Genomic DNA, 25,768 nt, shown 5'->3' with positions numbered 1-25,768 from the left:
CGACTCCCCGCCCCACGCGGCGTTGAAAGGTTCCCTGCCATGACGACCACCCGGACCCGGCGGCTCCTCGCGAGCGCGACCACCGCCCTGCTGGCCCTGCCGCTGCTCGCGGCCCTCACCCTGACGGCGCCGCCCGCAGCGGCCGCCGCGGGCGACCAGGCGCTGAGCGGCACGACGTCGCCGATGTGGCAGACCAACAACACCGTCGACGCCCTCGCGGTGTCGGGGGGCGTGGTCTACGCCGGTGGAGCGTTCACCCGGGTCCGGCCACCGGGCGCGGCGGCCGGCACCAACGAGGTCACCCGCACCTACCTCGCCGCCTTCGACGCCGGCACGGGTGCGCTGGTGGCCGGCTTCAACGTCACGTTGAACGGGCAGGTCGACGACCTGGCGATCTCCCCCGATGGCACCACGATGTACGTCGTGGGTCGCTTCACCACGGTCAACGGGGTGGCGCGCGGTCGGCTCGCCGCCATCGACCTCCCCAGCGGCCGGCTCGACACCGGCTTCACGGCCAACGCCAACGCCGGGGTCGTCGGCGTCGACGCGAGCTCCACCACGGTCTACGTCACGGGCGACTTCACCACGATCCGCGGCGCGGCCAAGCCCCACTTCGCTGCGGTGGACGCCACCACCGGCGCGTTGCGCACCGGCTTCGTCGCCGACCTCGACGCCCGCGGCTACACCGTGGAGGTCACCCCCGACGGCAGCCGGGTGCTGGTGGGGGGCAACTTCTCGACCGTCAACGGCACGACGACGGGCGCGATGGCCTCGGTCAGCCCCACCACGGGCGCGCTGCAGTCGTGGCAGGCCAACACCGACCAGCCGATCAACATCAACTGCGCGGCGCGGGTCACCGACATCATCGCGGTGGGCAGCACCGCCTACGTCACCGCCGAGGGCGACCCGCCCGGCTGCTACGAGGGCACCTACGCCGCCCGCGTCAGCGACGGGAGCCTGCTCTGGAACAGCACCTGCCTGGGCGCCTCGCTCGGGCTCGCCGTGGTCGGCGGCGTCCTCTACAAGGCCTCCCACCAGCACGACTGCGCCTTCACCCAGGGCGACGCCCGCGGCGGCTACGTCGGCGGCACCTCCCGCGACTCGTTCATCTGGTGGCGCCTGGTCGGGCAGGACGTCGACGACGGCTCGTTCGTGCACTGGTCGCCGAACACCAACGTCGGCACCGGCTCCAACCCGGTCGGCCCCCACGTGCTGGCCACCGACGGCAGGCAGCTGTTCGTCGGCGGCGACTTCACCCGGGTCGACAACGCCGGCCAGCAGGGCCTGGCCCGCTACGCGCCGGGCAACGGCGCCGCGCCGAACCGACCCGAGGCGCCGACGGTGCAGTCCAACACCGTGGGCGGGACGACGGTCATCTGGCCCGCCACCTACGACCGCGACAGCGGGACGCTGACCTACCGGCTCTACCGCGGCAACACGGTCATCCACACCGTGACCGCGGAGTCCTACCCCTGGAGCCGGCCCACCCTGCGCTACGACGACACCGGGCTCACGCCCGGCGCCTCCTACGGCTACCGCGTCGTGGTCACCGACGGCGCCCGCACCAGCGCGAGCTCGACGACGACCACCGCCACCGTCCGCACCAGTGCGCCGCCGGCGTACCGCGACCTGGTGCGCTCGATGGGCGCCGACCTCTACTGGCGCCTCGGTGACCAGGGCACGACCCTGGCCGACTCCTCGACCAGCGGTGCCCGTCCCGGGGAGAAGGTCGGGGGTGTCTCGAGCACGGCCGGCGCCCTGGCCGGCGACGGCGCCGTGGCCCTCGACGGCACGACCGGCCACCTCACCTCCCGCGACAGCCTCGACCTGAGCGCCGGCTTCACCCAGTCGGCGTGGTTCCGCAGCACCTCCACCACGGGCGGCTCCCTGCTGGCCGTCACCGACGCCAAGACCGGCGTGGGCACCTTGTCAGACCGCGCGGTCACCATGGACAACAACGGCAACGTGGTCTTCTCGGTGCACCAGCCGCCGCGCGCCGGCAGCCCCGACCCGCTCGGCCCACGCCTGAACAACGTGCGCCAGCAGGGCCTCACCTTCAACGACGGCCGCTGGCACCAGGTGGTCGCGACCTGGAGCGGCACCGTCGCCTCGCTCTACGTCGACGGCAGGCTGCTCGGCACCTACGAGGGCACCGCGGGCGGGCTCACGAACGCCTACCAGCGGGTCGGCTACACCGACCTGACCAACGAGCAGGCCGTCTTCGGGCGCAACTACTACGACCAGAAGTGGCCGCTGACCGAGCACCTGACCGGCAGCATCGACGAGGTCGCGACCTTCCCCCACGCCCTAGCGGCCGACCAGGTGAGCCGGCTGTGGGCCTCCGGTGTGGCCGGGGCGACGGCGGGACCGGCCCCCCAGGCCCCGACGGCCCGGTTCACCAGGACCACGGCGGGCCTGACCGCCTCCTTCGACGGGCGCGGCTCCACCGACGCCGACGGCACGGTCAGCGGCTGGGCCTGGGACTTCGGCCACGACGGGGCCACCGGCACCGGGTCGACGACCACCCACACGTTCCCGGCCCCCGGCACCTACCCCGTCACGCTGACCGTGACCGACGACGACGGTCTCACGGCCCGCACCACGGCCTCGGTGAGCGTGTCGACGACGCCCTCCGAGCCCACGACGACGACGGTCGTGGCGCGCGGGTCGAGCTGGCGTTGGCGCTACGAAGCCGGGGAGCCGCCGACGACCTGGCGCACGACGGACTTCGACGCGTCGGCGTGGAGCGAGGGACCGGCGTCGCTCGGCTTCGGCACCACGGTGCCGCTCGGCACCGACGTCGACACCTTCGCCACCGCGGCCGAACGGCCGCTGGCGGCGTACTTCCGCCGGTCGTTCACCGTGCCCGACGCCTCCGCCGTCACGTCGCTCGTGCTCGAGACGGTGGCCGACGACGGGGTGGTGGTCCACGTCAACGGCACCGAGGTCGGGCGCTCGAACATGCCGGCCGGGGCCGTGACCTCCAGGACGTACGCCGGACCCGCGCGAAACAGCACCACCGCAGCGGCCAGCCCGGTCCGCATCGAGGTGCCGGTGTCCCTGCTGCGCGACGGTGTCAACGTGGTCGCGGCCGAGACCCACCTCAACCACCGCTCCACCCGCGACATGGGGTTCGACCTCCTCGCCCGGCTCACGGCGACGTCGTGACCCCAGGCGGGATGCCGGGCTTCCTGGTCATCGGCGCCCAGAAGTCGGCCTCGACGTACCTGCAGGACATGGTGGCCCAGCACCCGGGGGTCGAGGTCGCGACGGGGGAGGTGCGGGTCTTCGAGGACCCCTTCCACAGCGACGCCGCGGTCGCCGCGCTGCCCGGCCTCTTCACGGGTCGACCCCACCTGCTGCGCGGGATCAAGCGGCCCGACTACCTGGCCCGCCCGGAGGTGCCGGCGCGGGTGCAGCGCCACCTCCCCGACGCCCGGCTGCTGGTGGTGCTGCGCGACCCCGTGGCGCGGGCGGTGTCCGGCTACTACCACCACGTGCGTCACGGGTTCCTCCCCCTCCTCCCGGTCGAGGAGGCCTTCACCCGCCTGCTCGACGGCGACCTCGAGGTCGAGCACCCACGGGCCTGGGAGGTGCTCGGCTACGGCCGCTACGCCGACCACCTCGAGCGGTGGCTGCAGCACGTGGACCCCGAGCGCCTGCTGGTGCTCGACCAGCGCCAGCTGGTGAGCCGCCCCCGGCAGGTCGTGCGGCACACCTTCGAGTTCCTCGGCGTCGACCCGGCGTTCGCGCCCACGGTCGAGAGGGTGGCCAACAAGGGCGTCTACCACCCCGCCCGGCTGCGGCTGCTGCGCACGAAGAACCGGGTGACGCACCGCTACAGCGCCGACGGCGGGGTGCGCGAGCCGCGCCGGGCCGGTCCGGTCGGTCGGTGGTGGAACACCGGGGTGGTCGGGCTCGACCGCGTCGTGCTGGCGCGCCTCGACACGGGCCGGCCGCCGGCGCTGCCGCCGCAGCTGCGGGCGCGGCTCGAGGAGCTGTACGCCCCCGACCAGGAGCGCCTGCGCGCGCTCGGGCTCGTCGCCGACGTCGCCGGCTCGGCAGACGTCGGCGACGTGGCGGGCCCGGTCGGCGGCGGGTGAGCCGGCTGCGCGCGGCCGGTGGCCACGGACGGCTCAGATGCCGCGACCCCGGCGGTGCAGGGCCTCCATGACCCGGTCGGGACCGACGGCGTGGGAGGCGACGGCCATCGCCAGGAGCGCCCTGGGCTCGCGGGGGTTCCGCCGCAACGCCCGACCGGCCCAGCCGACCGCGGCCCGCCGGTGGCCCATCGCAGCCTCGGCGAAGGCGATCTGGCCGTGCACGCGTGCGGAGCCGCGCGCCGAGGTCTCGAACTCCGGGTAGCGACGCAGCAGCCAGGACAGCCCGGCGGCCATGGTCTCCCAGCGGCGGAAGAAGTAGGACTGGGTGCCCCAGCGCACCACGGCGAGCGGCTCGGGGACGTTGACCACGGGGTGCGCGCGCGAGCACCGCAGCAACAGCTCGTAGTCCTCGCCGAACCCACCCGGCACCTCCTCCTCGACCAGCCCGACGTCGAGCAGACGGGAGCGGCGGGCCAAGAAGGTCGAGGGGTGCAGCTCGGTGTGGCGGTCGGCGAGCAGGTCGGCGAAGGCGATGCGGTCGCGCTCCAGCGCGCGCGGGTGCCGGCGGCCGTCGTGCTCGACGAGGATGCCGGTGGTGCACAGCACCGCACCGGGCTCGGCCTCCAGCGCCTCGACCTGGCGGGTCAGCTTGGTGGGCAGCCACCAGTCGTCGTCGTCGCAGAAGGCGACGTAGGCGCCGCCGGACCCCGTGATGCCGCAGTTGCGTGCGCCGGCCAGGCCGGCGCGCCGGTCGTTGCGCACGACCCGCACCGATCGCAGCGCGCCGGTCAGGACCAGGCGGCGGTCGGGCTCGCACTGGTCGGCGACCACCACCACCTCGACGGGGCCGTCGTAGTCCTGGGCCAGCACCGACCCGATGGCGTCGCGCACCATCTCGGGACGGTCGCGGGTGGCGATGACGACGGAGACCAGGGGGCTGCTCATGCGTGCTCCTCGAGGCGACGGGTGGGGACGGGGTCGGGGGGCTGCGGATCGGGGTCGCGCAGGCCGAGGGCGGCGGCGACCATCATCAGCGGCAGCCCGTAGGGCAGCACGCCGTAGTAGAGGAGCTCGAGGGTGCCGACGAGCAGCGCCGTGCTGCAGGCCAGGCCTGTCGGGTCGAGGCGCCGCAGGCACCCGCCGAGGGCGATCAGGAACCAGCCGACGAAGCACGCCGTGGCGACCGGGCCGTGGGCGACGAGCACCATCCAGACCTGTCCCTGGGTGCCCACCGGCACCGCGTCGGGGTCGAGGCCGTCCTGCGGCACGGCGTGGCCCAGCACGGGTGAGGAAGGCACGAGCGCCACCGCCTCGCTGTACAGGCGGGCCCGGGTGTCGGTGCTGGTGGCGGCAGCCGAGTCGCTGAGCCGGTCGTCCTGGCGCTCCTGCACCGGGAGGGCCTGGAACAGCGCCGTCGCCACGGCGACCGCCGCCAGCAGGGCCGCCACGGTGCGCCAGCGGCCGGCCAACGCCGCGCGCAGCCCGACGTAGGCGATCGCCACCGCGACCCCGAGGACCATGCCGCGGTTGAGGGTGAGCAGGGCCGGCACCGCGGAGAGCGGCAGCAGCAGGAGCAGCGCTCGGCGACGCCACCGGTCCCCGCGCAGCAGCGCGAGGTGTGCCACCACGAACGGCAGCAGGAGGGAGTACACGTTGCCCCAGTTGTTGGTGTAGAGGAACGGCGCGCTCGGGCGGGGGGCGACCTGCAGGAACGACTCCGGGTTGTACTGGGTGAGCCGGCGCACCACCATGTGGTGCACCAGGTCGTTGGCCAGCAGGCCCTGGGGGAGCACCAGGCTCATCGGGGTGTGCACCACCGTGTCGGGCAGCAGCAGGGCGAGGTAGCCACCGACGACGGTGACGACCCACCACACGGTCAGGCAGGCGCCCATGCGGCGGGCGGTGAGCCGGGTGCGGGCGTTGTGCACGTACAGGAACAGCACGGTGGAGCCGAGGTAGATCGACAGCCGGTAGGCGAAACCCACTGCGTCACCGGCGGAGACGAGCATCACGGCGGAGGCCGCCGACCACGCCAGGAAGAGCAGCCACACCCCGAAGCCCCGCGGTGCCCGGACGCCGTCGCAGCGCCCGAGGAAGGCGAGCATGACGACGGCGAAGGGCACCAGCACCACGTCGAGCACCCCGAGCGCCCACCACACCGGCAGACCCGTGAGCAGCACGGTGACCGGCCACGCCGGGAGGTCCTGCACCGCCGCCCGCCCGGGCCGCGGCACGCCGGGCGCGTCCTCGGGGGCGAGGTGGAGGGTGCTGCTCACCCCCGCACCCTGGAGGCCGGGCCTCGGCCCGGGGGCGCACCGTCGACCACATACCCCATGTGGGGGAACCGCCGCAGCGGCAGGGGAGCCGGGGGACCCCGGGCTCGGAGGATGACCGGGCCGGTGCCGCGCCGTGCCCCGCCCACGAACTGGAGCCCCGCATGCCCGTCTCCGATGCCGCCGTCGACCCCCTGGCCGCCGGCCGCTACCTCCGCGTCGTGGTGCGCCGGTGGGCCGTGGTCGTGCTGGTGACCCTGCTCGGGGCGGGCGCGGCGGTGGCCTTCCTCGCGCTGCGACCCGCCACCGCGACGGCCTCCACGCTGGTCAACCTCAACGTCATCGCCCAGGACCCGTTCGACATCGACCGCCAGCCCTCGGGGCTGATCGACGCCCAGACCGAGACCCAGACCGCGCGTTCCTCCACCGTGGTCAGCCGGGCGGCCGAGCGCCTCGACGGGCCGACGGCGGGCGAGCTGCGCGCCGGCCTCGACGCGCAGATGCTCCCCGATGCCACGGTGCTCCGGCTCTCCTACACCGCCGCCGGTGTGGACGAGGCGGTCGCCGGTGCCGACGAGATCGCGCGGCAGTTCCTCCTGTACCGCACGGCGCTGGCCGACCAGCGCGTGGAGAACGTGGAGGAAGGCCTCACCACGCGCCGCGACCTCTTGCGCGACGACCTGCAGCGCCTCGACGAGGAGCTGGCCGCGTCCCGGCCCGGCAGCCCCGAGGCGGTGCAGTCGCGCAGCGACCGCGCCCTGGTGCAGGCCGAGCTCGACGGTCTGCTGGTGCAGATGTCCGCGGTGGGCAACATCGACACGACCGGCGGGACCGTGCTGACCACGGCCGCGGACGTGGGGGCGTTCGTCAGTCCGCAGCCCTGGATGGTGCTCGCGGTGGGGCTGCTCGGAGGCTTCCTGGTCGGGCTGGTCGCCGCCTTCGTCCGCGAGGGCCTCGACCGCCGCCTCCGCGATGCCGGCGACCTGGAGGCGGCCGGCGCGCGTCCGCTGCTCGCGAGGGCGCCGGCCCGGCTCCCGGTGCCGGCCCGGGGCGTCGAGCTCGACGCCCTGTGCAGCGTGTGGGAGCGGCTCGAACGCCGGCCGCAGGCGGGGGCGCCGGTCGTCGCGGTGCTCGACCTCGGCCACCCCGGCGCGCCGTACGCCGTGGCCGCCGACCTGGCGTGCGTGCTGGCCGACCGGGGCGACCGCGGCGACGAGGTGCGGCTGGTGCTCGCCGGGTCCGGGCGGCTCGCGGTGCGTCACCTCGAGGACCAGCTGGCCCTCACGGTCGTGGGCGAGACGGACCGGTTCCTGCTGCTGCGCTCCGCCACCCACCCACGGCTGCGGGTGTCGTGGTTGCGCGACCGGCGCGACGGCGCCGAGCACCTGGCGGACCTCGAGCGGCTGCTGGTCGACGACGGGGCGTCGCCGTGGCCGCTGGTGGTGGCGGTGGCCGCCACCGCGGGGCGGTCCCTGCGGATGGCCGCGGGGCGGTCCAGCGACGCCTGCGTCCTGGTCGTGCCCGAGCGCCGGGTGCGCACCAGCGTCGTGCGCGCCGCCTGCGACGACCTGCGCGCCGTGGGTGGCGACCTGCTCGGCACGGTGCTCGTGCACGGCCGCCCTGGGCCGGCGTGGCGCCCGTCCCGCACGGACGAGCAGGCCGAGGAGCGGCCCGTGGACCGGCCCGCTGAGCGAACGGGCGGGCGGGCCCTCCTGCGCCGTCCCGTGGTGCCGCGACGCCACGACGTCCACGCCCACGCACGCGGCACGGCCCCGGACCACGCGCCCGCCCAGGCCACGGACCCGGCATGAGCCGCGCCGTGCTCGCCGACGCCAAGGACCGCTCGCCGCGGTGGCTCAAGGACACCGCGAACGTCGCCACCCGCGCCTACGGCCTGGCCACCAGCCCGCTGCGACCCGTGCCCGACTTCCTCGTCATCGGGACCAAGCGGGGCGGCACCACCTCGCTGCACCACTACCTCCTGCAGCACCCGGGAGTCCTCGGGCTCTACCCCCAGAACCGCGGCAAGAAGAGCACCGACCACCACTTCGCCGGGCCGGTGCAGCACAGCGACCGGTGGTACCGCTCGCACTTCCACACCCGGCCCTACCGACGCGCGCTGCAGGCACGCCTGGGTCACGCCCCGGTCGGTGGCGAGGCGTCGCCGTACTACGTGTGGGACCCGCGCATCGCGGGCCGCGTGCGCGCGCTGGCCCCGGAGACCCGCGCGGTGCTGCTGCTGCGCGACCCCGTGGAGCGAGCGTGGTCGCACCACCAGGAGCGGGTGGAGAACGGCGTCGAGCCGCTGTCGTTCCGTGACGCCCTCGCCGCCGAGGCCGACCGCACCGACGGCGAGCTGGAGCGGATGCGCGCGGACGCGACCTACCACAGCACCGCGCACGACTGGTACACCTACCGCGCCCGGGGGGTCTACCTCCCGCAGGTGCGCAACTGGCTGGACGCGTTCCCCTCCGAGCAGCTGCTGGTGCTGCGCAGCGAGGACATGTACGACGACGTGCAGCAGGTGGTCGGGCAGGTCTGCGGCTTCCTGGGGCTACCGCCGGTCGCCCTGGCCGAGACCCGGCCGTTCAACTCCAGCCGGCCGCGCCACGAGATGGCGCCCGACCTGCGCGAGGAGCTCACGGCGTTCTACGCGCCGCACAACGCCGCGCTGGAGTCGTTCCTCGGCAGGCCCATGCACTGGGGTGGTGACCGCCCGCGAGCCGCCGCGACCAGCACGGTGAGGGGTGCGCGGTGACCTCACCGGCACACCTCGAGCAGCGGGCCCGGTCGGCCGCGGCCTGCCTCCTGCGGCGGGCCGGCTGACGCGGCACCGGGCCGAGGACGGACCCGCCCCGACGGGTCGTCAGTCGACGTAGGCGAGGTAGGCGTGCGCCACCACGCCGTTCAGCTGGTCGGTGGCGTCGCGGATGATCCGTCCGTCGGCCCCCACCTTCCCGCCGACGGTGAACGCCGTCGTGCGCTCGGCGAACCGCACGTCGCCGATGTCGCCGTCGGCGTGGCTGGCGTAGGTGCGCACGGCCCCGTCCGGTGAGGTCTCGGTGACCGACACCAGCAGCTGGTCGCCCTGGCGGGTGCAGCGCACGTGGTACCACCAGCCGGGCCGCACGAGCTCGCGCGCGCGCACCGTGACCGTGCCGTCGGCGCCCGTGACGGTGCAGCTCGCGCGCCGCATGTCGAGCTCGGCCTTGAAGAACGCGTCGTGGCCGTGCAGGCCGCGCTGCACGAGGTTGTCACCGTTGTCGAGGAGGGTGCCGCCGGAGCGTTCGTCGAGGCGGAGCTCGGCGCCCCACGCGAAGTCGCGGCCGCGCGGGTTGAGCGGGTCGGGTCCCGCGCCCGCGGGGGTGGCGGCCAGCACGGCACGGGGATAGCGCTCGCCCTCACGCAGGTCGGGCAGGTCGATGCCGCGGCTGCGCGGGGGTGCCGCGCCGGTGTCGACGACCCGGAGGTCGCCGCCGTCCGCGGACAGCACCTCCACCCGCACGGCGGCCCACCCCAGCTGGTCGGTGACGCGCCCGCCGGTGCCGGGCTCGAGGCGCACCGCGGGGTGGGGCGGCACCTCGCCGGCCTCGGGGACGGCCGCCGGTTCGACGGGGCCGGCACCGGCGGGGCGCACGAGCTCGGCGGCGCACCCGGTCAGGCCGAGCACGCCGACGGCACCGGCCGCACCGAGGAGCAGCGCCGGCACGCCGGCCGGGCGGGTCGGCGCCGCACGCCGGCGCGGACGGCGCAGGCCCGGGTTCCTCATCGCCCCGCCCTGACGGTGGCGTGCCCGACCACGAGGCGGCGGGCGGCGCCGACGAGGTCGACCAGCTCGTGCGGGAGCACCCACGCCGCCTCCCAGTCGGTGTCGCCGAGGCGCAGCGTGCAGGCGCGCTCCGCGACGACGACCGCGGCGAGCGCGCCGACGACCGCCCGGTCGGCGGGGGACAGCCCGAACGCGGTCAGGGCGGGCGCGGCGCCGTCGAGCGCCCGCAGCAGGCCGGCGCCGTCCAGGCGCCCCCCGCGCTCACGCCCCACGGCGGCCTGCCAGTGCACGACGTCGAGCCCGGCCAGGGCGTCGGGCTCGCTGGACTCCCAGTCCCAGCACCACAGCGTGCCGTCGGCGTCGCGGGCGCAGTTCCACGGCGTCAGGTCGCCGTGCACCCGCGTCGAGACCGGCAGCCGCGTCGTCGTGGCCGCGAGCAGGCCGACCACCTCGCGGGCGGCGGCCACGATCGAGGCGGTCTCCGGCGAGGTCGGGAGCGCCTCGAGGCGGCGGCGCAGCTCCTGCAGGTGGCGCGTCTGCCCGACCGGTGCGCGGCGGTCGACCGGCAGCAGGGTGGCCAGCTCCTGGACGCTGGGCTCGGCCACCCCTGCCCGCAGCCCGCGGCACCGCGGCGGCAGCGGCGCGGTCACCACGTGCGTCCGGCCGCCCAGGTCGCCGTGGGACAGGACGTCCGGCACCCGCACGGGGCCGGTGTGCGGCCCGGCGAGCAGCGCCGCGGTCTCGCGCCGCACGCCCGCGTCGCTGGCGTCGTTCCAGGCCAGCTTGGCGAACCCGCGGGCGCCGCCCGTGGCGTCGACCAGCTGCAGCGTGGCCTTGCGGTTGGCGCCGGTGCGCACCCCGACGGAGGCGTGCAGCGGCCCTGCGGCGAGGGTGCGGGAGATGCGGGCCAGCGGAAGGTCGCGGCCCGCCCGGTCGTCGGCGACCTGCACCCACAGCCGGGGGAACGGCACCGGCACCCCGGAGCGGGCGAGGGCCCCCAGCGCCGCCCGCTGGAGGGCGACGTGACGGGGGCGCAGGCCGCGGTGGTTGAGCAGGGCGCCGGTCAGCGCCGCGCGGGAGGCGTGCGGCAGGAGCATGCTCGCGCGACCCAGCGTGGGCGCCACCAGGTAGCGCTCGGCGACGCCCCAGCCGGAGCGGACGTCCCCGGTGGTGGCGAGGTGCACGCGACCCGCGGCGACGTCGGGTCCCCACAGCTGCTCGACGAGGTGGCGCACCGGGCCCTCGGGGAGGTGGGGAACGACCACGGGCTCGTCCACGGGCTCGTCCACGGGCTCGTCCACGGGCTCGTCCACGGGCTCGGCGAGGGCGCCCGAGGACCGGGACGGGTGTGGTGCGGTCACGGTGGCCGCCTTCGTTGCGGGGGTGGTGCGTCGAGGGTGGTCACGCGGTGTCCCGCTCCGGGCCGGTCTTGCGACCACCTACCCAATTTGGGTGCCGGCCGCGGGGAGCGCGGTGTCGTCGCCCACGGCCACCGGAGGGTGGGCGCACGAGCGGGCGGAGGACGGATGACGGTGGAGGCACGGCCCGGCGGCCCGACGTGCCCCTCGACGCACGCGCCGGCGCCCCTGGCCCCGGCCACCGGGGGCCTGGGCGGTGAGCTGAGGGGGGCCGCCCGCGGGGGCGTGGTGAGCCTGGCGGGGTCGCTGGTGGGAACGGCCATGGGTTTCGTGCTCGTGGTGGTCCTCGCCCGGCAGCTGGGGGCGACCGGGTCGGGGGTGGTGCTGCAGTCCGTGGCCGTCGCGATGATCGCTCTCGGTGTCTCACGCTTCGGCATGGACACCACCGCGGTGTGGATCGTCCCGCGACTGCGGGTGGAGTCACCGGTCCTGGTGCGCAGCACCTGCCTGCTGCTGGTCGGGTGGTCGGCGGTCGCCGCTGCGGCGGTGCCTGTGCTGTGGTGGGCGCTGCGCCCCGCGCCCGGGCGGACGTCGGGCGGGCACGCCGCGCTCGTCTCGGCGGTCGACGCGGTCGTGTGGGCCGTGCCGCTCGGCGCGGTGTCGATGGTCGCGCTCGCGGCGACCCGCGGTCTGGGCAGCGTGCTCCCGCACGTCCTGGTGGGCAACGTGGCCGTGCCGGCGGCGCGGCCCCTCGGCGTCTGGCTGGTCACGGTCCTCGGCGGGTCGACGGTCGCCGCGGCGTGGGCGTGGGCCGCGCCGCTGGCTCCGGCCGCGCTCGTCGCGCTCGTGGTGCTCCACCGCCGGCTCGTCGCCCTCGAGCGCGGCACGGCCACGCCGGTGCGGTGGCGCCCCGACCCGACGGTGCACGCCCGCGTGCTGCGCTTCGCCCTGCCCCGCACCTTCTCGGCCGCCCTCGAGAGCGCGGTGGTCTGGCTGGGCGTCCTGCTGGTCGGCGTGCTGGCGGGTCCGGCGGCAGCGGGCCTGTACGGCGCTGCCACCCGGTTCGTCAGCGGCGGCACGGCGCTGCTCCAGGCGCTGCGCCTCGTCGTCGCCCCGCGCTTCAGCCACCACCTCGCGTCCGGTCGACCCGACGAGGCCCGGGGGCTCTACACGGTGACGACGAGCTGGATCCTGCTGGTGGGCGCGCCGTTCCAGGTGCTGCTCGGCGTGTTCGCACCGGCCTTCCTGGCCCTGCTCGGGCCGGACTTCGCCTCGGGCCGCACGGTGGTCGTGGTGCTGTGCGTCGGCGGCGTCGGGCTGCTGGTGGGCGGCAACGTGCAGTCGCTGCTGCTGATGGCCGGGCGCAGCGGGTGGGGGGCGATCGACAAGAGCATCGTCTTCGTGGTCAACGTGGTCGGCACCGTCGTCCTCGTGCCGTGGTGGGGGGTCGAGGGTGCGGCGGTCGCGTGGGCGGCAGGGGCCTGGCTCGACACCGTGCTCGCCCTGGTGCAGGTGCGCCGCTTCACCGGGATCACGCCGGCTCTGGGGTCGCTGCTGCGCTGCCTGCTCGCCGTGGCGTGCTGTGCGCTCGCACCGGCCCTCGCGGTCGCCGCCGTCGTCGGCACGGGCGGGGCCGGGCTCGTGGTGGCCACGGTCGTCGTGGCCCTCGCGCTGGCGGCGTACGTCGTCGCCGACCGGGAGCACCTGCACGCCGGCGAGCTGCGGGCCCTGCTGCCCGGACGCGGACGCGGACGTGGCCGCGGGCCCGGCCCCGACGCCTGAGCGCCGGGCCGGGCCCGCGGGTGGTGCCGGGGTCAGCCCCGGGTCACTCCCGGGTCACTCCCGGGTCACTTCCGGGTCACTTCCGGGTCCAGGTGTGGAGGTAGTCCACGACCATCGTGGTCTTCGACCAGTCGGTGCTGGCGTCGGGCAGGCCGCCCCAGTCGCCGCCGATCTGCATGTTGACGCGCATGTTCCACCGCTTGCCCGCCTCGTAGTAGCGGTCGAACCAGCCCGGGTCGCCCGAGGACCAGGTCATGGTGCGCACGCCGTCGACCCACATCACGATCTTCCCGGGCGTCTTCTCGACGGTGTAGGTGTGCCACGCCGTCGCGGGGGCGTCGCCGACGGCGGCGTAGCGCGTGCCCCGTGAGCTCTTCTGGTGCGCCGAGCCGTAGTCGGTGTGGATGGTCTGGTGGATCAGCGGGTCGTCCTCGTCGCGACCGTAGGTCTCGATCAGGTCGATCTCTCCACCGGAGTAGTCGGCGGGGCGGAACCACACCGGCGCGGCCCACATGCCCTGCTCCATCGGCACCTTCGCGCGGACCTCGGCGCGGAAGTAGTTCGGCAGCGAGTACTTGCTGTTGGTGTCGACGTACCCCGAGGTGTAGGCACGGCCGCCCGCGCTCTGCTTCCTGCCCTCGATGCGCAGCTCGCCCGAGGCGGTGCTGGTGTTGGCGGCGAGCAGGTAGCTGTCCTCGTTGCTGTTGTAGGTGCGGTCGCGCACGTTCCACGTGGCGCGGTCGAGGTCGTCGAAGTCCTCGACGAGGTCGACCTGCCAGCCGGCCGGCGTGCCGGGCGCCGGGTCGGCGGTGCCGGTGCCGGGGGTGGCGGGCGAGGTGACGGGCGTGGAGCCGCCCCCGCTGCCGGCCAGGCCCGCAGGCACGGGCACGCGGTGGACCGCACTCCGGGTGCCCTCGCTGCCGGCCAGGAGCGCCGTGCCCCTCCGGTCGACGGTCAGGGACTCGCCCTGGTCGCGCGCGGGGAGCTCGATGCGGACCGGGTCAGCGGCCAGGCCGCGGTAGCCCCAGGCCGCGGTGTAGGTGCCGAGGACGAAGTACGACCCGTCGCGCGAGAAGCTCGCGGAGGTCACCGCCGCCGGGGCGCTGGCGACCCGGGTGAGCCGGTTGACCCCGCTGGTCGACAGGGTGGCGGGGGCCTGGTAGATGCCGGCCCCGCTGTTGCTCTTGGTGATGACGAAGAGGCGACCGTCGCTGGGGCGCACCATGAGCGCCTCGGCGTCGTGGGACCCGTCGGGGTAGTCGAGCCGGAAGGACTGGGGGTCCAGGCTGCGGGACGTCAGCGCGCGGGGCTCGCTCACGCGGTGCACGACGACGGTGTCGCGCGAGCGGCCGTTGTCGCCGATGTCGCCGATCCACAGCTGGTGGTCCGGCCCGGAGGTCATGTCCTCCCAGTCGTGGGCGGTGGTGCCGCGCAGGTTCAGCACCGCACGGGTCGTCCCGTCGGCGCGCACGGCGAAGACGCGTGCGCTGTCGCCGCTGTCGTTGTGGGTCAGCAGCGCGGGGCGCCGGTAGGTGCTCCGCGAGAGTCCGCTGGACTCCACGATGCGCGGGTCCTGCAGCACCCGCTCGACCGAGGCGGCCACAGCGGTGCTCGTGGTGGTGCTCGTGGTCGTGCTCGTGGTGGTGGAACGGGGGGTGGTGGGCGTGCTGGGGGTGGGGGTGGCGACGGCCGGGGCGGCCATCAGTCCGAGCGCCGCGGCGACGGCCACGGTGGCTCGGACGGTCCGTCCCGGGAATCCGGGGGTCGGGGACAACATGTAGAGGATCTCCTCCTGGGGGGACCGCGCACGACGGAGGCGTGGCGCGGCGCGCCCCGAGACGGCCTCGCAGGGCCGTGCCGTGCTGCGGTCTTGAAGACGGACAGGCAGGTGCTTCTGCCGTCCCGCACGACGACGTCGTCGACGCTAACAACCCCAAATCGGGGTACGTCGCGGTTGCCGGGTGGTATTTGATCGCTCAAAGTCGCCTCAACGGCCACGTAGGCCCCAGGAACCTCACCAGCCACGTGCTGCCGTCCGGGCTGTGGCCCCGGTCACAGGGCGGCTCGGCAGTGGCGCGCGTCAGACGAGCTGGACGCCGAGCCGCTCGAGCTCGGCGTGGAGGTTGACCCGGGCGGGCCGCTCCCAGGCGGCCCGGGCGTGGGGGGTGTGGAAGAGCGTCGGCTTCTCGGCCAGGCCGGCCAGCACGCGGGCCCGGCCCTCGCGGAAGGTGTCGTCGTCGACGTGGGCGTACTCGCGGCGCACGGCGGCGACGTACTCCTCGTAGCGCCGCGGGGGAGCCGCGAGGATGGCGAGGTCGGCGTCCGACAGCGCGCAGCCGGCGGCGTCGGCGTCGTCGGGCTGGTGGGTCTCGGTGAGGCGCACCAGGCGCACCACCTCGGCGACCAGGTCGGCGGGCAGGTGGGGCGTGAGGGCGTCCTCGGCCCAGGCCGCCGAGCGCTCCTCGGCGTCGCGCTCACCGTCGTAGACCCCGTCGTGGAACCAGGCGGCCAGCACGACGGCGAGGCGGGCCGGTCCGCCGTCGGGTGCACCGGCGGCCAGCTCGTCGAGCCGGTCGAGGACCTCACCGAGGTGACGCAGGTCGTGGTAGCCGCGGGCGGGGTCGCCGTACGCCGCGAGCAGCGCGTCACGCACGTCGTCGGCCCCGGTGAGGGGCCAGCGCGAGGACAGGTCCGGATCCGGAGGTTCCATGGGCCCCATTCAACGCGCCCGCGGCCGGTCGCACCAGCACCGGGGGGTTCACCCGCACGACACCTGCCGGCCACCCGACGTCGGTGCGCGGTCGGTCGGCCGGTCGGTGCCCCGGTTGGTGTGCGGTCAGTGCGCGGCGGGCCCGGAGGCGGCGACGCGGGTCTGCTGCGGGGTCATCGCCCACCGGATGGTGCCCGTGGCGAGGGTGCCGAGCACCCGCACCACCGTGCGCTCGCTGACCGGCAGCCAGGGCAGGCGCAGCGGCAGCCGGGTCCACACCGGCATCAGCGCGATCGCAGCCGCGACCAGCACGCCGTACGGCGCCCGCGCGGCCAGCGGCAGCGGCGGCTTGAAGAGCAGGTAGCGCACCGCCTCGCGAGCGTGCGGGGTGCCGCGCAGCTCGGGGCGGAACGCGGCGAGCACCTCGCGCAGCTCGGCCTCGGTGGAGGGCGGGTCGACGACGCCGAGCTTCTCCGCGATCACCCCGACCTGCGCCACGTACTCGTCGCGGCCGGCCTGGTCGAGCGGGTGCTTGCCGTAGACCTGGTGGGTCAGCAGGAACGAGTCGACCTCGGCGACGTGCACCCACATCAGCAGGTGCGGGTCGGAGGCGGCGTACGGCGTGCCGTCGGGCATCGTGCCGACCACGCGCTGGTGGATGCGGCGCACGACGTCGACGGCGGTCTGCGCGTCGTCCGCGTGGCCGAAGGTGGTGGTGGCCAGGAAGGTGCTGGTGCGCGCCAGGCGACCCCACATGTCACCGCGGAAACCGGAGTGCTCCGAGACCGCCGTCATCGCGGCGGGGTGGAGGGTCTGCAGCAGCAGGGCGCGGATGCCGCCGACGAACATCGAGGCGTCGCTGTGCACCCGCACGATCGCGCTGTCGGGCTCGAACCACCGCGGCCCGGGCCGGGTGTGGATGCGCTCGCTCTGCTTGGCGCCGTCGGGGCCGGCGACGCGGTCGAACAGCGCCTGTCCCAGCCGGTCGCGCACCGACAGGTCGCGCAGGGTCACCATGCGTCGAGCCTACGGACGCGTCCTCGCCCGCCCTGGGCGAGCAGGGGGCCGCGACCCGCGGTGGGGCGGTGCCGCGGCGCCCGGGGTCAGGCCGACCAGGTGCGGACCCACAGCGTGTGCTCGGAGTCGGCGAGGGCCTTCAGGGCGGTCTCGGGCACCGGCTCGGAGGTGTCGGTGACGACGTACCCCTGCTCGCCGGAGGTCGCGAGGTACTGCCCGGTGACGTTGCTACCGGCCTCGGCGACGAGCTGGTTGACCTCGGCGAGGACGCCGGGCACGTTCACGTGGAGGTAGCCGAGACGGTGGCCCACCTGCAGGCGCGGGGCCGCGACCGCGGGCAGGTCGACGGAGAGCTCGGTGCGGCCCTCGAGCACGAAGCCGGCCAGCTTGGTGGCGACGAAGTGGCCGATCTCCTCCTGCGCCTCCTGCGTCGACCCGCCGACGTGGGGGGTGAGGATGACGTTGTCGAGCCCGCGCAGGGGCGACTCGAAGACGTCGCCCTGCGCCTTGGGCTCGATGGGGAACACGTCGAGCGCGGCGCCGGCGATGTGGCCCGACTGGATGTGGTCGCGCAGCGACTCGGTGTCGACCACCATGCCGCGGGCGGCGTTGATGAACAGCGAGCGCGGCTTCATCCGGGCGAACTGCTCGGGGCCGAAGAAGCCGGCGTTGCCGGGACGGCCGTCGACGTGCAGCGTCACCACGTCGGCCCGCTCGAGCAGCGCGTCGAGGCTCGGCATGCGCTGGGCGTTGCCGTGGGCGAGGCGGTCGGCGGTGTCGAAGAAGATGACCCGCATGCCCATCGACTCGGCGAGGTTGGACAGCTGGGTGCCGATGTTGCCGTAGCCGACGATGCCGAGCGTGCGCCCGCGGATCTCGTGGCTGCCCTTGGCCGACTTGTCCCACACGCCGGCGTGCATGCGGCTCGACTTCTCGTTGAGCCGGCGCGCCAGCGCGATGATCTCGCCGATCACCAGCTCGACGACGCTGCGGGTGTTGGAGAACGGCGCGTTGAAGACCGCCACGCCGCGTGCCGCCGCGGTGGCGAGGTCGACCTGGTTGGTGCCGATGCAGAAGCAGCCGACCGCCTGCAGGTCGGTCGCGGCCTCCAGCGCCCGCGCGGTGAGGTGGGTGTTCGAGCGGATGCCGAGCAGGTCGATGCCCGGCAGCGTCTCGACCAGCTCGTCCTCGGCGAGGGAGCCGGCGCGCAGCTCGACCTCGAAGCCCCGGTCCTCCAGGACCTGGACGGCGTGCGGGTGGATGTTCTCGAGCAGCAGTGCCTTCACCCCGACAAGGGTAGAGACCCCCGCCGTTCCTGCCGAACGGCCGATGAGGCGTGGACGGGCTCGCCCGGGGTGGGGGTGTCCGCGTGGTGCACGGAGGGGCACACGTGCGCCCCTCCGTGCACCAGCCGCGAGGCTCGACCCGGCGCTGCTCAGTCGCCCTTCACGTTGACGACCTGCCGCAGGGTGTGGCGCACCTCGACCAGGTCGGCGGCGTCGGCCATCACCTGGTCGATGTCCTTGTACGCCGCCGGGATATCGTCGAGGAAGGCGTCGGTGTCGCGGTACTCGATGCCGGCCATCGCCTCGCGCAGCTGCTCGCGGGTGAAGGTGCGCCGCGCCCGGTTGCGGGAGTACGCGCGACCAGCGCCGTGGGGGGCGGAGCGCAGCGCGTCCTCGTCACCGCGCCCGACCACGACGTACGACGCCGTGCCCATCGACCCCGGGATCAGGCCGGGCCGGCCGGCCTCGGCGTTGATCGCACCCTTGCGCGTCAGCCACCACGTCGCGGCCGGCGTGGTGCTCGCGCTCGGTGTAGTTGTGGTGGCAGTTGATCTCCTCCAGCCGCGCGACGTCGTCGGCCGAGCCTGCACCGACCCACTCCGCGAACTGGCGGACCACCCGGTCCATCATCTCCTCGCGGTTGAGCAGGGCGTAGTGCTGCGCCCACTGCATCTCGCGGACGTAGCGGTCGAGCTCGTCGGTGCCCTCCTCGAGCCAGGCGAGGTCGCGGTCGGGCAGGTCCAGGCCCTCACAGCGCCGGCGCGCCACCGCGATGTGGCGCTGCGCGATCTTGTTGCCGACACCGCGCGAGCCGGAGTGGAGGAACAGCCACACCCGCGACCGCTCGTCGGCGGTGACCTCGATGAAGTGGTTGCCGGAGCCGAGGGTGCCCAGCTGCAGCTCCCACCGCGCGGCGTACGCCGCGGGGTCGAACCCGGCGGCCTCGGCGAGCGCGCGCAGCTCCTCGAGCCGCCGCTCGGTGTGGGCGCGGCTGACCGAACGGTTGGCGGCGCCGGCCGAGAGCGGGACGGCCCGCTCGATGGCCTCGCGCACCGGACGGCGGTCGGCGGGCAGCTGCTCGAGGGTCCACGCCGTGCGCACGGCGATCATGCCGCAACCGATGTCGACGCCGACGGCGGCGGGCATGATCGCGCCGAGGGTCGGGATGACCGAGCCGACGGTCGCTCCCAGGCCCAGGTGGGCGTCGGGCATCAGCGCGAGGTGAGGGTGGATGAACGGCATGGTCGCCGTCCGCTCCGCCTGCGCGCGGGTGCCGTCCTCGAGGATGGACGCCCAGCTCAGCAGCGTCGGGGTGAGTCTCTCCATCGTCCTTTCCTGTCGTGCGGTCCTGTCTCGTGGTGACGGGCCGGACGGCCCGTCACCGGGGGAGACTAGGAGCCGGTTAACCCGTGGCACCCCCGGTTTCCCGTGTGCTGCGGTGGGCACGTGACTCCCACACCCGACCGCTTCCGCGCCTTGGCCCGCAGCTCGCCCTGGCGCTGGCGCACGGCGCACCTGCGCCACGAGGGCGGGCCCGGGACGCCGGTGGAGGCGTGGCTCGACCGGGGGCGTGGACAGCTCGACGTGCGGCTGCCCGCCGGCTCCGCTCACCAGGTGCGCGAGCGTCCACACGCCACGGCGCCGGCGGCTCCGCGCGCAGCCGGGACCCCTCGGCGGCGCGCGGCGCCGCGCACGTGGCGTCCGTGGGACGTGACGCCCCGGCTCGACGCCAACGGGCTCGTCGTGCAACGGCCGCCGTCGACGCGGGCGGGTGGGGCGGTCGACTACGACGACGCGATGTGGCAGTCCTACGGCTGGGTGGCGATGCTCGACCCGGTCGAGCTCGCGAGCGGGGTGGAGCTGAGCGACCTGCGCGCGGCCGAGGTCGCCGGGCGGGAGGTGTGGTGGGCCCGCGCGGTCGCCGTCGACGGCTACGACCCGAGGTGCTCCTGCTGCCCGCTGCTCTGGTCGGAGGTCAGCGACCGCCTCGAGCTCGGCGACGACGCCGACCTCCACGGCCGCGACCACCCGACCGCGCACGACGTGGCCCTCGACGTCGCCACCGGTGTGGCAGTGCGGGTGGTCCCGATCGACGGCGACCGGCGGGGTGCGCTGACGACCGACCTGCTCGCCGTCGACACGGACGCCGCGGCCCTCCCGGCCGTGCCCGACTGACCTGGTCCGCGGGTGCGCCGGATCGGTGGCCGGTCCGGTGCAACCAAACGGCGCCTGGAGGCGTCTAGCACGTGACGGACCCCACGTCCGTCCCCGGACGAATGGACGAGACCGTGCTCCTGCGCACCCCCCGACGCCGCATCCCCAGCCGCATCTCCAGCCGCCTCCCCAGCCGCCTCCCCAGCCGCCGCGCCGCCGTCGCCGCGCTGGCGATCACCACCCTCCTGCCCGCCGCTCTGGTCACCGGGCTGGCCGCCGGGCTGCCCGCCCAGGCCGCCCCCGACGAGCGCACGGGGTCCGCCGACGCCGGTCGCTGGCGCGTGGCGCCCTCGGGGGACGGCACGTGGCGCGTGTCGTGGACCTCCCCGACGCGGCTCCCGCTCGGCTCCGACCGGCCCACGCTGACCGGCGACGGGCTCGGCTTCGGTGCTCCCACGATCGGCGCCGACGGTCGCACCGTGACCGCGACGGTGCGCACCGCGCAGCGACCCGACCCCGCCGACCTCGACGTCCTGCTCTCCGGCGACCGCCTCGACGAGCCCGGCGCCGACGCCGCGCGCGCCACCGCCCCGCTCGCCACCGCCCGGGCGGTGACGGCGCCGTACACCGAGGGCTTCGCCCGGCTGGGTGCCGACCCGGGCGTGCCCGGGCCCGAGGAGGTCGTGACCAGCGACTACACCCTCGACCCGGTGCCGGTGAAGGGCCTCCCCGAGCCGGTCGAGGTCGTCGGCCACGTCGTGGAGCCCGCCGGCGACGCCACCGCACCGCGTCCGCTCGTGCTCTTCCAGCACGGACGCCACGGCGTCTGCTACGACCCCGACCGGCCGCGGGCGTGGTCCGACAGCTGGCCGTGCCGGGCGCCGTTCGAGGAGATCCCGAGCCACCTGGGCTACGACCAGACCCAGCGGCTGCTGGCCAGCCAGGGGTTCGTCACCGTCTCGATCCGGGTCAACGGCATCAACGCCCAGGACTACCGCCTCGACGACGGCGGGGCCGGCGCCCGGGCGCAGCTCATCGCCCACCACCTCGACCACTGGACCGACATCGCCGCCGCGCACGACGTCGACCTCGACCAGGTCGTGCTCGTCGGTCACAGCCGCGGCGGCGAGGGCGTCGACCGCGCCTCGATCCGGGTGCCGCTGTCCGCGCCCTACCGCATCGCCGGACAGGTGCTGATCGCCCCGACGAACTTCGGCACGCAGACCGCGCCGTACGTGCCGACCGTGACGCTGCTGCCGGCCTGCGACGGCGACGTCTACGACCTGCAGGGCCAGCGGTTCACCGACTACAGCCGCGACCTGGCCGCCGACGACACCTCGCTGAAGAGCTCGGTGATGGTGCTCGGCGCCAACCACAACTACTTCAACTCCGAGTGGACCCCCGGGGTCGCCGCGGCGCCGTCGTTCGACGACTGGTTCGGCGGGGAGCGCCGCTCCTGCGGCACCGAGGACCCGCGCCGCCTCGACGACGCCGAGCAGCGCGCCGTCGGCGCCACCTACGTCGCCGGCGCCGCCCGGCTCTTCACCGGCGAGCAGGCCTTCCTGCCGCTGTTCGACGGCTCGCGCGTCACCGTGGGCTCCGCCGGCGACGCCGAGGTGCTCAGCCACGCGCTGGGCGGTGGTCGCGACGTGCGAGCACCCGCCCAGGACGCCGGTCGGTCGCTGCCCGAGGGCGCCGACACCCGCTTCTGCCGCGGCGTCGCGGCGTACGACGGGCTGCTGGCGGCGTGCGGGCGCGACCTCCAGGGACAGGTGGCGCCGCACTGGATCCACCAGGGCGAGCGGACCCCCACACGGTCGTTCCTCGAGGTGGCCTGGGACGCCGTCGGCGAGCGGGGCGGGCTGCTGCTCGACGAGCCGCTCGACGTCGGCGCCGGCCGCCTGGAGCTGCGCACCCTGGTCGACCCGCGGGTCGGCGACGTGCAGGTCGACGTGCGGCTCACCGACGCCGACGGCGCCAGCGCCGTGCTGACCCCCGAGGGCGACGGCGTGCTGCGGGCGCTGCCGCGCGGCACCACCAAGATCTGGGGCCAGGCGCTGCTCGTGGACGCCGGCGCCGCCGAGGGCATCAACACCTCCCGCGTCACCGGCGTCGAGCTGGTCTCCCGCGACGACGCCGGCCGGGTCTGGGTGGCCGACGTCTCGGTCGCGCCGGCCGCGCCGGTGGCCGTGCCGCAGCGCCGGCTCGCCACGATCGACTTCGGCGACGTGCGCCAGCGCGAGGGGGACGGCCCCGGGGCCTCGGTGCTGGAGCTGCCCTACACGGTCACCGGTCTCCAGCGCCCCGGTCGCGTCGTGGTGGTCACCACCGGCGACACCCGGGGCTCGCGGGAGCGCCTGGTCATCGACCTGGCGCCCGGGCAGACCAGCGGCGTCGTCCCGGTGCGCTACGAGGCCGACCGCCGACGCGAGGCCCGGCGCACGATCGTGCAGCTCAGCGCCTGGGCGCTCGAGGGCCTGATGACCGACCGCTACGTCGCCCGGGGCGTCGTCGTCGACGACGACGGCCCCCGCGACTGACCGGACGGCCGCGCCCGGGCCGGGTCCGTCGGGGGGCGGATCCGGACCGGGCCGCGGTGAGCTCGCTGCTCGACCGCCGAGCCGAGCTCCGTTGGTCGAGTGCCGAACCCGCCTCGTTGGTCGAGTGCCGAGGAGCGCCAGCGACGAGGTGTATCGAGACCTCTGGCGACCGGTCTCCGTTGGTCGAGTGCCGAGGAGCGCCAGCGACGAGGTGTATCGAGACCTCTGGCGACCGAGCTCCGTTGGACGAGGTGCATCGACCTGTCAGCAGCGCGCGGTCAGCAGGTACTGCAGCTGCACGTGGTGACCCGGGCTCGCACCGTGCTCGCGGTCGAGCTCGAGCAGCGAGGTGAGCGGGGTGACGGTGACCTCGCCGAACCCGCCCGCCTCCAGCACCGCGGCGGTCGCGTCGATCGACGACGCCTCGGCCAGCGGCAGCGCGTCGCGCACCTGCGCGTCGTAGGCGCCGGTGAAGTCGGGGCTGCCGTGGGCGTCGAGCCCGTCGGGGAACCACGTGCTGTCGACCACGGCCAGCAGCCCGCCGGGGCGCAGCACCCGTCGCCAGGCCGCCACCGCGACCCGGGGCTCGCGCAGCGTCCACATCACGTAGCGCCCGGTCACCACGTCGAACGACGCGTCGGCGAAGTCGGGGGCCACCGCGTCGCCCTTCAGGATGCGCGGACCGCGGGGCATCGCGGCGGCCCGCTCCCGGGCGACGGCGAGCATGCCCTCGGCCAGGTCGGTGCCCGTCACCCGGTGGCCCAGCTCGGCGAGCAGGGTCGCGACGTACCCGCTGCCGGTGCCGACGTCCAGCACGTCGGCCGGCGCCGGGGGCAGCGCGGCCGACCACACCTGCGCCCACAGGTCGCGGTCGCGACCGGCGTGCTCGGGGCGGTGCTGCGCGGCGTCGTACGCCGGGGCGCGGCGGGTCCAGTAGTCGTCCATCCGGTCCTGCACGCTCATGCGGACCTCCTCTCGTGGGGGCCCGGATCGGCCCGGGGGCGGAACAGCAGGTGGATCTCGTCGTCGACGTCGAGGCGGCGCACCCCGATGCCGTAGACGCGCTCGAGCACGTCGGGGTCGAGCACGTGGCCGGCGGGCCCGGCGCGCACCACCCGTCCGTCGCCGAGCAGCAGGAGGTCGTCGCAGTAGCGGGCGGCCAGGTTGAGGTCGTGGAGGACCACGACCGCGGTGGTGCCGAGGTCACGCACGACCTGCAGGACCTCGTGCTGGTAGCGGACGTCGAGGTGGTTGGTGGGCTCGTCGAGCAGGAGGTGGGTGGCCTCCTGCGCGAGCGCCCGGGCGATCAACACCCGCTGGCGCTCGCCGCCCGACAGCCCGGCGAAGGCGCGCGCACCCAGGTGGGCGGCGCCGACGCGGCGCAGGCAGTCGAGGGCGACGGCGTGGTCGCGGGTGCCCGCGCGCTGGAAGGTCGCCAGGCGCGGGGTGCGCCCGAGCAGCACCATCTCGGCCACGCTCATCGTCGACTCCCCGCCGCCCTCCTGCACCACCACGGCGAGGCGTCGCGCCGCGGCCCGCGGGCCCAGCCCGGCGAGCGGCTCGCCGTCGACGTGCACCGACCCGGTGGGGGAGCGCAGTGCGCCGTGCAGCAGCCGCAGGAGCGTGGTCTTGCCGCTGCCGTTGGGTCCGACCAGCCCGAGCACCCGCCCCGGTGTCGCCTGCAGGTCGACGTCGTCCACCACGAGCCGGCCGCCGTAGGACCACGACACCGAGGTCGCGGCGATCACGGCTGCGGGCCGAGCCGGTCGACGATCGCCTCGAGCCCGTCGACGGCGAGCGGCGAGGGCGGCTCGGTGAAGTTGAACAGCTGCGTCATCACCTCGCCCTCGCGCACGGCGGTCAGCTCGTCAGCGCCCGGCAGGTCGGTGAGCGCCGCCTCCACCGCGGCCGGGTCGCCGTCGCCGTGCAGCAGCACGAGCACGTCGGGGTCGCGGCCGAGCAGCTCCTCCAGCGTCACCTCGAAGACCCGCTCGTCGACGTCGGCGAACACGTTGTCGAGCCCGGCGGCCTCGAGCTGCGGGTGGGCCATCGACCCGGTGCCGTAGGCGTACGTCGTGCCGCCCCCGACGGTGGGGTAGAGCACCGCGGCGGTGCGCCCGTCGGGCTCGCCGACACGCTCCCGCACCGCGGCGAGGCGGTCCTGCAGGTCGGCGACGGCCGCCTCGGCCTCCTCGGCACGGTCGAAGACCTCGCCGTAGAGCGCGAGCTGCGACCACACGTCGTCGAAGCCGGGCGCCGCGCCGGCGAGGTCGCACAGCGCCGGCTCCTCCAGCAGCGGGACGCCGACGGCGGCGAGCGTCTCGCGCGACAGGTTGTCGACCTCGCCGAGCACCAGGTCGGGGGCCTGCGCGAGCACCACCTCCTGCGAGACCTGCAGGTGGCCACCGGTGTCGGTCTCGTCGGTGAGCAGCGGGACCGCGTCGAGCTCGGCGAGCGTCGCGTCGTCGTAGTAGGCCTCGGGGTACTGCCCGGCGCGGGCCACCGCGCGGTCGAGCACCCCCAGCTCGTGGAGGAACGGCACGGCGGCGCTCTTGAGCAGCACGACCCGCGACGGCGGCGCGTCGAAGGCCACCTCGGCGCCGCAGTTGTCCACGACGACGGGCGCGCCGCCGAGCCCGGTCGTGCCGGAGGCGACGGCCCCGGGGTCGGCGCCGCAGCCGGTGAGCAGCAGGACGCCGGCGGCCGCGGCGGCGTACCTGGCCGGGCGGGTGGCGCGGGGAGAGCGGGCGGGGCGGGTCACGGGAGGCTCCTGGAG

The 25,768-nt window shown here is 75.4% G+C and carries 20 protein-coding genes; 7 read left to right on the top strand and 13 right to left on the bottom strand.

Features of this window, described 5'->3' with window-relative positions; genetic code table 11:
* Positions 1-39 precede the first annotated feature (39 nt).
* Positions 40-3,168 carry a PKD domain-containing protein gene (locus AC4OR8_RS14585; RefSeq protein WP_492166282.1) on the top strand — a complete coding sequence of 1,043 codons (3,129 nt, stop codon included), beginning with the start codon at positions 40-42 and terminating at the stop codon, positions 3,166-3,168.
* On the top strand, positions 3,165-4,103 hold the full coding sequence (locus tag AC4OR8_RS14580; RefSeq protein WP_492166281.1) for a sulfotransferase domain-containing protein: 939 nt from the start codon (positions 3,165-3,167) through the stop codon (positions 4,101-4,103). The genes AC4OR8_RS14585 and AC4OR8_RS14580 overlap by 4 nt, the downstream gene beginning before the upstream one ends.
* A 33-nt stretch (positions 4,104-4,136) precedes the next feature.
* Here the strand turns inward: AC4OR8_RS14580 and AC4OR8_RS14575 are convergent, their stop codons facing one another.
* Entirely contained in the window at positions 4,137-5,048 is a 912-nt protein-coding gene (locus AC4OR8_RS14575; protein WP_492166280.1) for a glycosyltransferase family 2 protein, read from the bottom strand.
* Positions 5,045-6,379 carry an O-antigen ligase family protein gene (locus AC4OR8_RS14570; RefSeq protein WP_492166279.1) on the bottom strand — a complete coding sequence of 445 codons (1,335 nt, stop codon included), beginning with the start codon at positions 6,377-6,379 and terminating at the stop codon, positions 5,045-5,047. The genes AC4OR8_RS14575 and AC4OR8_RS14570 overlap by 4 nt, the downstream gene beginning before the upstream one ends.
* 161 nt (positions 6,380-6,540) lie before the next feature.
* Between AC4OR8_RS14570 and AC4OR8_RS14565 the strand changes: the two genes are divergently transcribed.
* Both AC4OR8_RS14565 and AC4OR8_RS14560 read left to right on the top strand, forming a co-directional pair.
* Positions 6,541-8,187 carry a GumC domain-containing protein gene (locus AC4OR8_RS14565; RefSeq protein ID WP_492166278.1) on the top strand — a complete coding sequence of 549 codons (1,647 nt, stop codon included), beginning with the start codon at positions 6,541-6,543 and terminating at the stop codon, positions 8,185-8,187.
* A complete protein-coding gene (locus AC4OR8_RS14560; protein ID WP_492166277.1) occupies positions 8,184-9,134 on the top strand; it encodes a sulfotransferase family protein in 951 nt (316 codons plus the stop codon). The genes AC4OR8_RS14565 and AC4OR8_RS14560 overlap by 4 nt, the downstream gene beginning before the upstream one ends.
* 108 nt (positions 9,135-9,242) lie before the next feature.
* Here the strand turns inward: AC4OR8_RS14560 and AC4OR8_RS14555 are convergent, their stop codons facing one another.
* The gene (locus tag AC4OR8_RS14555) at positions 9,243-10,145 is read right to left on the bottom strand and encodes a hypothetical protein (RefSeq protein ID WP_492166276.1); all 903 of its coding nucleotides are present in this window, start codon (positions 10,143-10,145) and stop codon (positions 9,243-9,245) included.
* Positions 10,142-11,506 carry a hypothetical protein gene (locus tag AC4OR8_RS14550; RefSeq protein ID WP_492166275.1) on the bottom strand — a complete coding sequence of 455 codons (1,365 nt, stop codon included), beginning with the start codon at positions 11,504-11,506 and terminating at the stop codon, positions 10,142-10,144. Before AC4OR8_RS14550 ends, AC4OR8_RS14555 begins: the two co-directional genes overlap by 4 nt.
* 318 nt (positions 11,507-11,824) lie before the next feature.
* On the opposite strand from AC4OR8_RS14550, the gene AC4OR8_RS14545 reads away from it, so the two are divergent.
* Positions 11,825-13,285: a lipopolysaccharide biosynthesis protein gene (locus AC4OR8_RS14545; RefSeq protein ID WP_492166274.1), complete on the top strand. Its 1,461-nt coding sequence runs from the start codon at positions 11,825-11,827 to the stop codon at positions 13,283-13,285.
* 76 nt (positions 13,286-13,361) lie between these two features.
* Here AC4OR8_RS14545 and AC4OR8_RS14540 read toward each other — a convergent pair whose 3' ends face one another.
* The 6 genes from AC4OR8_RS14540 to AC4OR8_RS14515 form a co-directional block, all read right to left on the bottom strand.
* Positions 13,362-15,062 carry a glycoside hydrolase family 16 protein gene (locus AC4OR8_RS14540; RefSeq protein WP_492166273.1) on the bottom strand — a complete coding sequence of 567 codons (1,701 nt, stop codon included), beginning with the start codon at positions 15,060-15,062 and terminating at the stop codon, positions 13,362-13,364.
* A gap of 303 nt (positions 15,063-15,365) precedes the next feature.
* Positions 15,366-15,995: an HD domain-containing protein gene (locus AC4OR8_RS14535; RefSeq protein WP_492166272.1), complete on the bottom strand. Its 630-nt coding sequence runs from the start codon at positions 15,993-15,995 to the stop codon at positions 15,366-15,368.
* 126 nt (positions 15,996-16,121) lie between these two features.
* Positions 16,122-17,012, bottom strand: coding sequence for an oxygenase MpaB family protein (locus AC4OR8_RS14530; protein WP_492166271.1), 891 nt, complete (start codon positions 17,010-17,012; stop codon positions 16,122-16,124).
* 86 nt (positions 17,013-17,098) lie between these two features.
* Positions 17,099-18,298, bottom strand: a complete 1,200-nt coding sequence (serA, locus tag AC4OR8_RS14525; protein ID WP_492166270.1) for a phosphoglycerate dehydrogenase — start codon at positions 18,296-18,298, stop codon at positions 17,099-17,101.
* A 149-nt stretch (positions 18,299-18,447) separates the two neighbouring features.
* Positions 18,448-18,744: an RtcB family protein gene (locus tag AC4OR8_RS14520; RefSeq protein ID WP_492166428.1), complete on the bottom strand. Its 297-nt coding sequence runs from the start codon at positions 18,742-18,744 to the stop codon at positions 18,448-18,450.
* On the bottom strand, positions 18,695-19,624 hold the full coding sequence (locus tag AC4OR8_RS14515) for an RtcB family protein (protein WP_492166269.1): 930 nt from the start codon (positions 19,622-19,624) through the stop codon (positions 18,695-18,697). Before AC4OR8_RS14515 ends, AC4OR8_RS14520 begins: the two co-directional genes overlap by 50 nt.
* 120 nt (positions 19,625-19,744) lie before the next feature.
* On the opposite strand from AC4OR8_RS14515, the gene AC4OR8_RS14510 reads away from it, so the two are divergent.
* Positions 19,745-20,473: a hypothetical protein gene (locus AC4OR8_RS14510; protein ID WP_492166268.1), complete on the top strand. Its 729-nt coding sequence runs from the start codon at positions 19,745-19,747 to the stop codon at positions 20,471-20,473.
* Between the two features lie 71 nt (positions 20,474-20,544).
* Complete coding sequence (locus AC4OR8_RS14505; protein WP_492166267.1) at positions 20,545-22,992, top strand: alpha/beta hydrolase; 2,448 nt, start codon at positions 20,545-20,547, stop codon at positions 22,990-22,992.
* Between the two features lie 264 nt (positions 22,993-23,256).
* Here the strand turns inward: AC4OR8_RS14505 and AC4OR8_RS14500 are convergent, their stop codons facing one another.
* The 3 genes from AC4OR8_RS14500 to AC4OR8_RS14490 are packed head-to-tail and all read right to left on the bottom strand — an operon-like array spanning position 23,257 to position 25,753.
* Complete coding sequence (locus AC4OR8_RS14500; RefSeq protein ID WP_492166266.1) at positions 23,257-23,955, bottom strand: class I SAM-dependent methyltransferase; 699 nt, start codon at positions 23,953-23,955, stop codon at positions 23,257-23,259.
* Positions 23,952-24,740 (bottom strand): ABC transporter ATP-binding protein, encoded by a 789-nt coding sequence (locus AC4OR8_RS14495; RefSeq protein ID WP_492166265.1) that lies wholly within the window; start codon positions 24,738-24,740, stop codon positions 23,952-23,954. The genes AC4OR8_RS14500 and AC4OR8_RS14495 overlap by 4 nt, the downstream gene beginning before the upstream one ends.
* Positions 24,737-25,753, bottom strand: a complete 1,017-nt coding sequence (locus tag AC4OR8_RS14490; protein ID WP_492166264.1) for an ABC transporter substrate-binding protein — start codon at positions 25,751-25,753, stop codon at positions 24,737-24,739. The genes AC4OR8_RS14495 and AC4OR8_RS14490 overlap by 4 nt, the downstream gene beginning before the upstream one ends.
* Positions 25,754-25,768: the final 15 nt, after the last annotated feature.

The sequence above is a fragment of the Nocardioides sp. FY1077 genome (assembly GCF_058681775.1).
The sequence above is the reverse complement of the archived record's forward strand: the minus strand, read 5'-3'. Positions and strand labels throughout refer to the sequence as shown.

Coding starts and splice junctions, on each gene's coding strand:
- AC4OR8_RS14585 (WP_492166282.1), top strand. CDS start 40: ATGACGACCACCCGGACCCGGCGGCTCCTCGCGAGCGCGACCACCGCC.
- AC4OR8_RS14575 (WP_492166280.1), bottom strand. CDS start 5,048: ATGAGCAGCCCCCTGGTCTCCGTCGTCATCGCCACCCGCGACCGTCCC.
- AC4OR8_RS14565 (WP_492166278.1), top strand. CDS start 6,541: ATGCCCGTCTCCGATGCCGCCGTCGACCCCCTGGCCGCCGGCCGCTAC.
- AC4OR8_RS14560 (WP_492166277.1), top strand. CDS start 8,184: ATGAGCCGCGCCGTGCTCGCCGACGCCAAGGACCGCTCGCCGCGGTGG.
- AC4OR8_RS14555 (WP_492166276.1), bottom strand. CDS start 10,145: ATGAGGAACCCGGGCCTGCGCCGTCCGCGCCGGCGTGCGGCGCCGACC.
- AC4OR8_RS14545 (WP_492166274.1), top strand. CDS start 11,825: ATGGGTTTCGTGCTCGTGGTGGTCCTCGCCCGGCAGCTGGGGGCGACC.
- AC4OR8_RS14540 (WP_492166273.1), bottom strand. CDS start 15,062: ATGTTGTCCCCGACCCCCGGATTCCCGGGACGGACCGTCCGAGCCACC.
- AC4OR8_RS14535 (WP_492166272.1), bottom strand. CDS start 15,995: ATGGAACCTCCGGATCCGGACCTGTCCTCGCGCTGGCCCCTCACCGGG.
- AC4OR8_RS14530 (WP_492166271.1), bottom strand. CDS start 17,012: ATGGTGACCCTGCGCGACCTGTCGGTGCGCGACCGGCTGGGACAGGCG.
- AC4OR8_RS14515 (WP_492166269.1), bottom strand. CDS start 19,624: ATGGAGAGACTCACCCCGACGCTGCTGAGCTGGGCGTCCATCCTCGAG.
- AC4OR8_RS14500 (WP_492166266.1), bottom strand. CDS start 23,955: ATGAGCGTGCAGGACCGGATGGACGACTACTGGACCCGCCGCGCCCCG.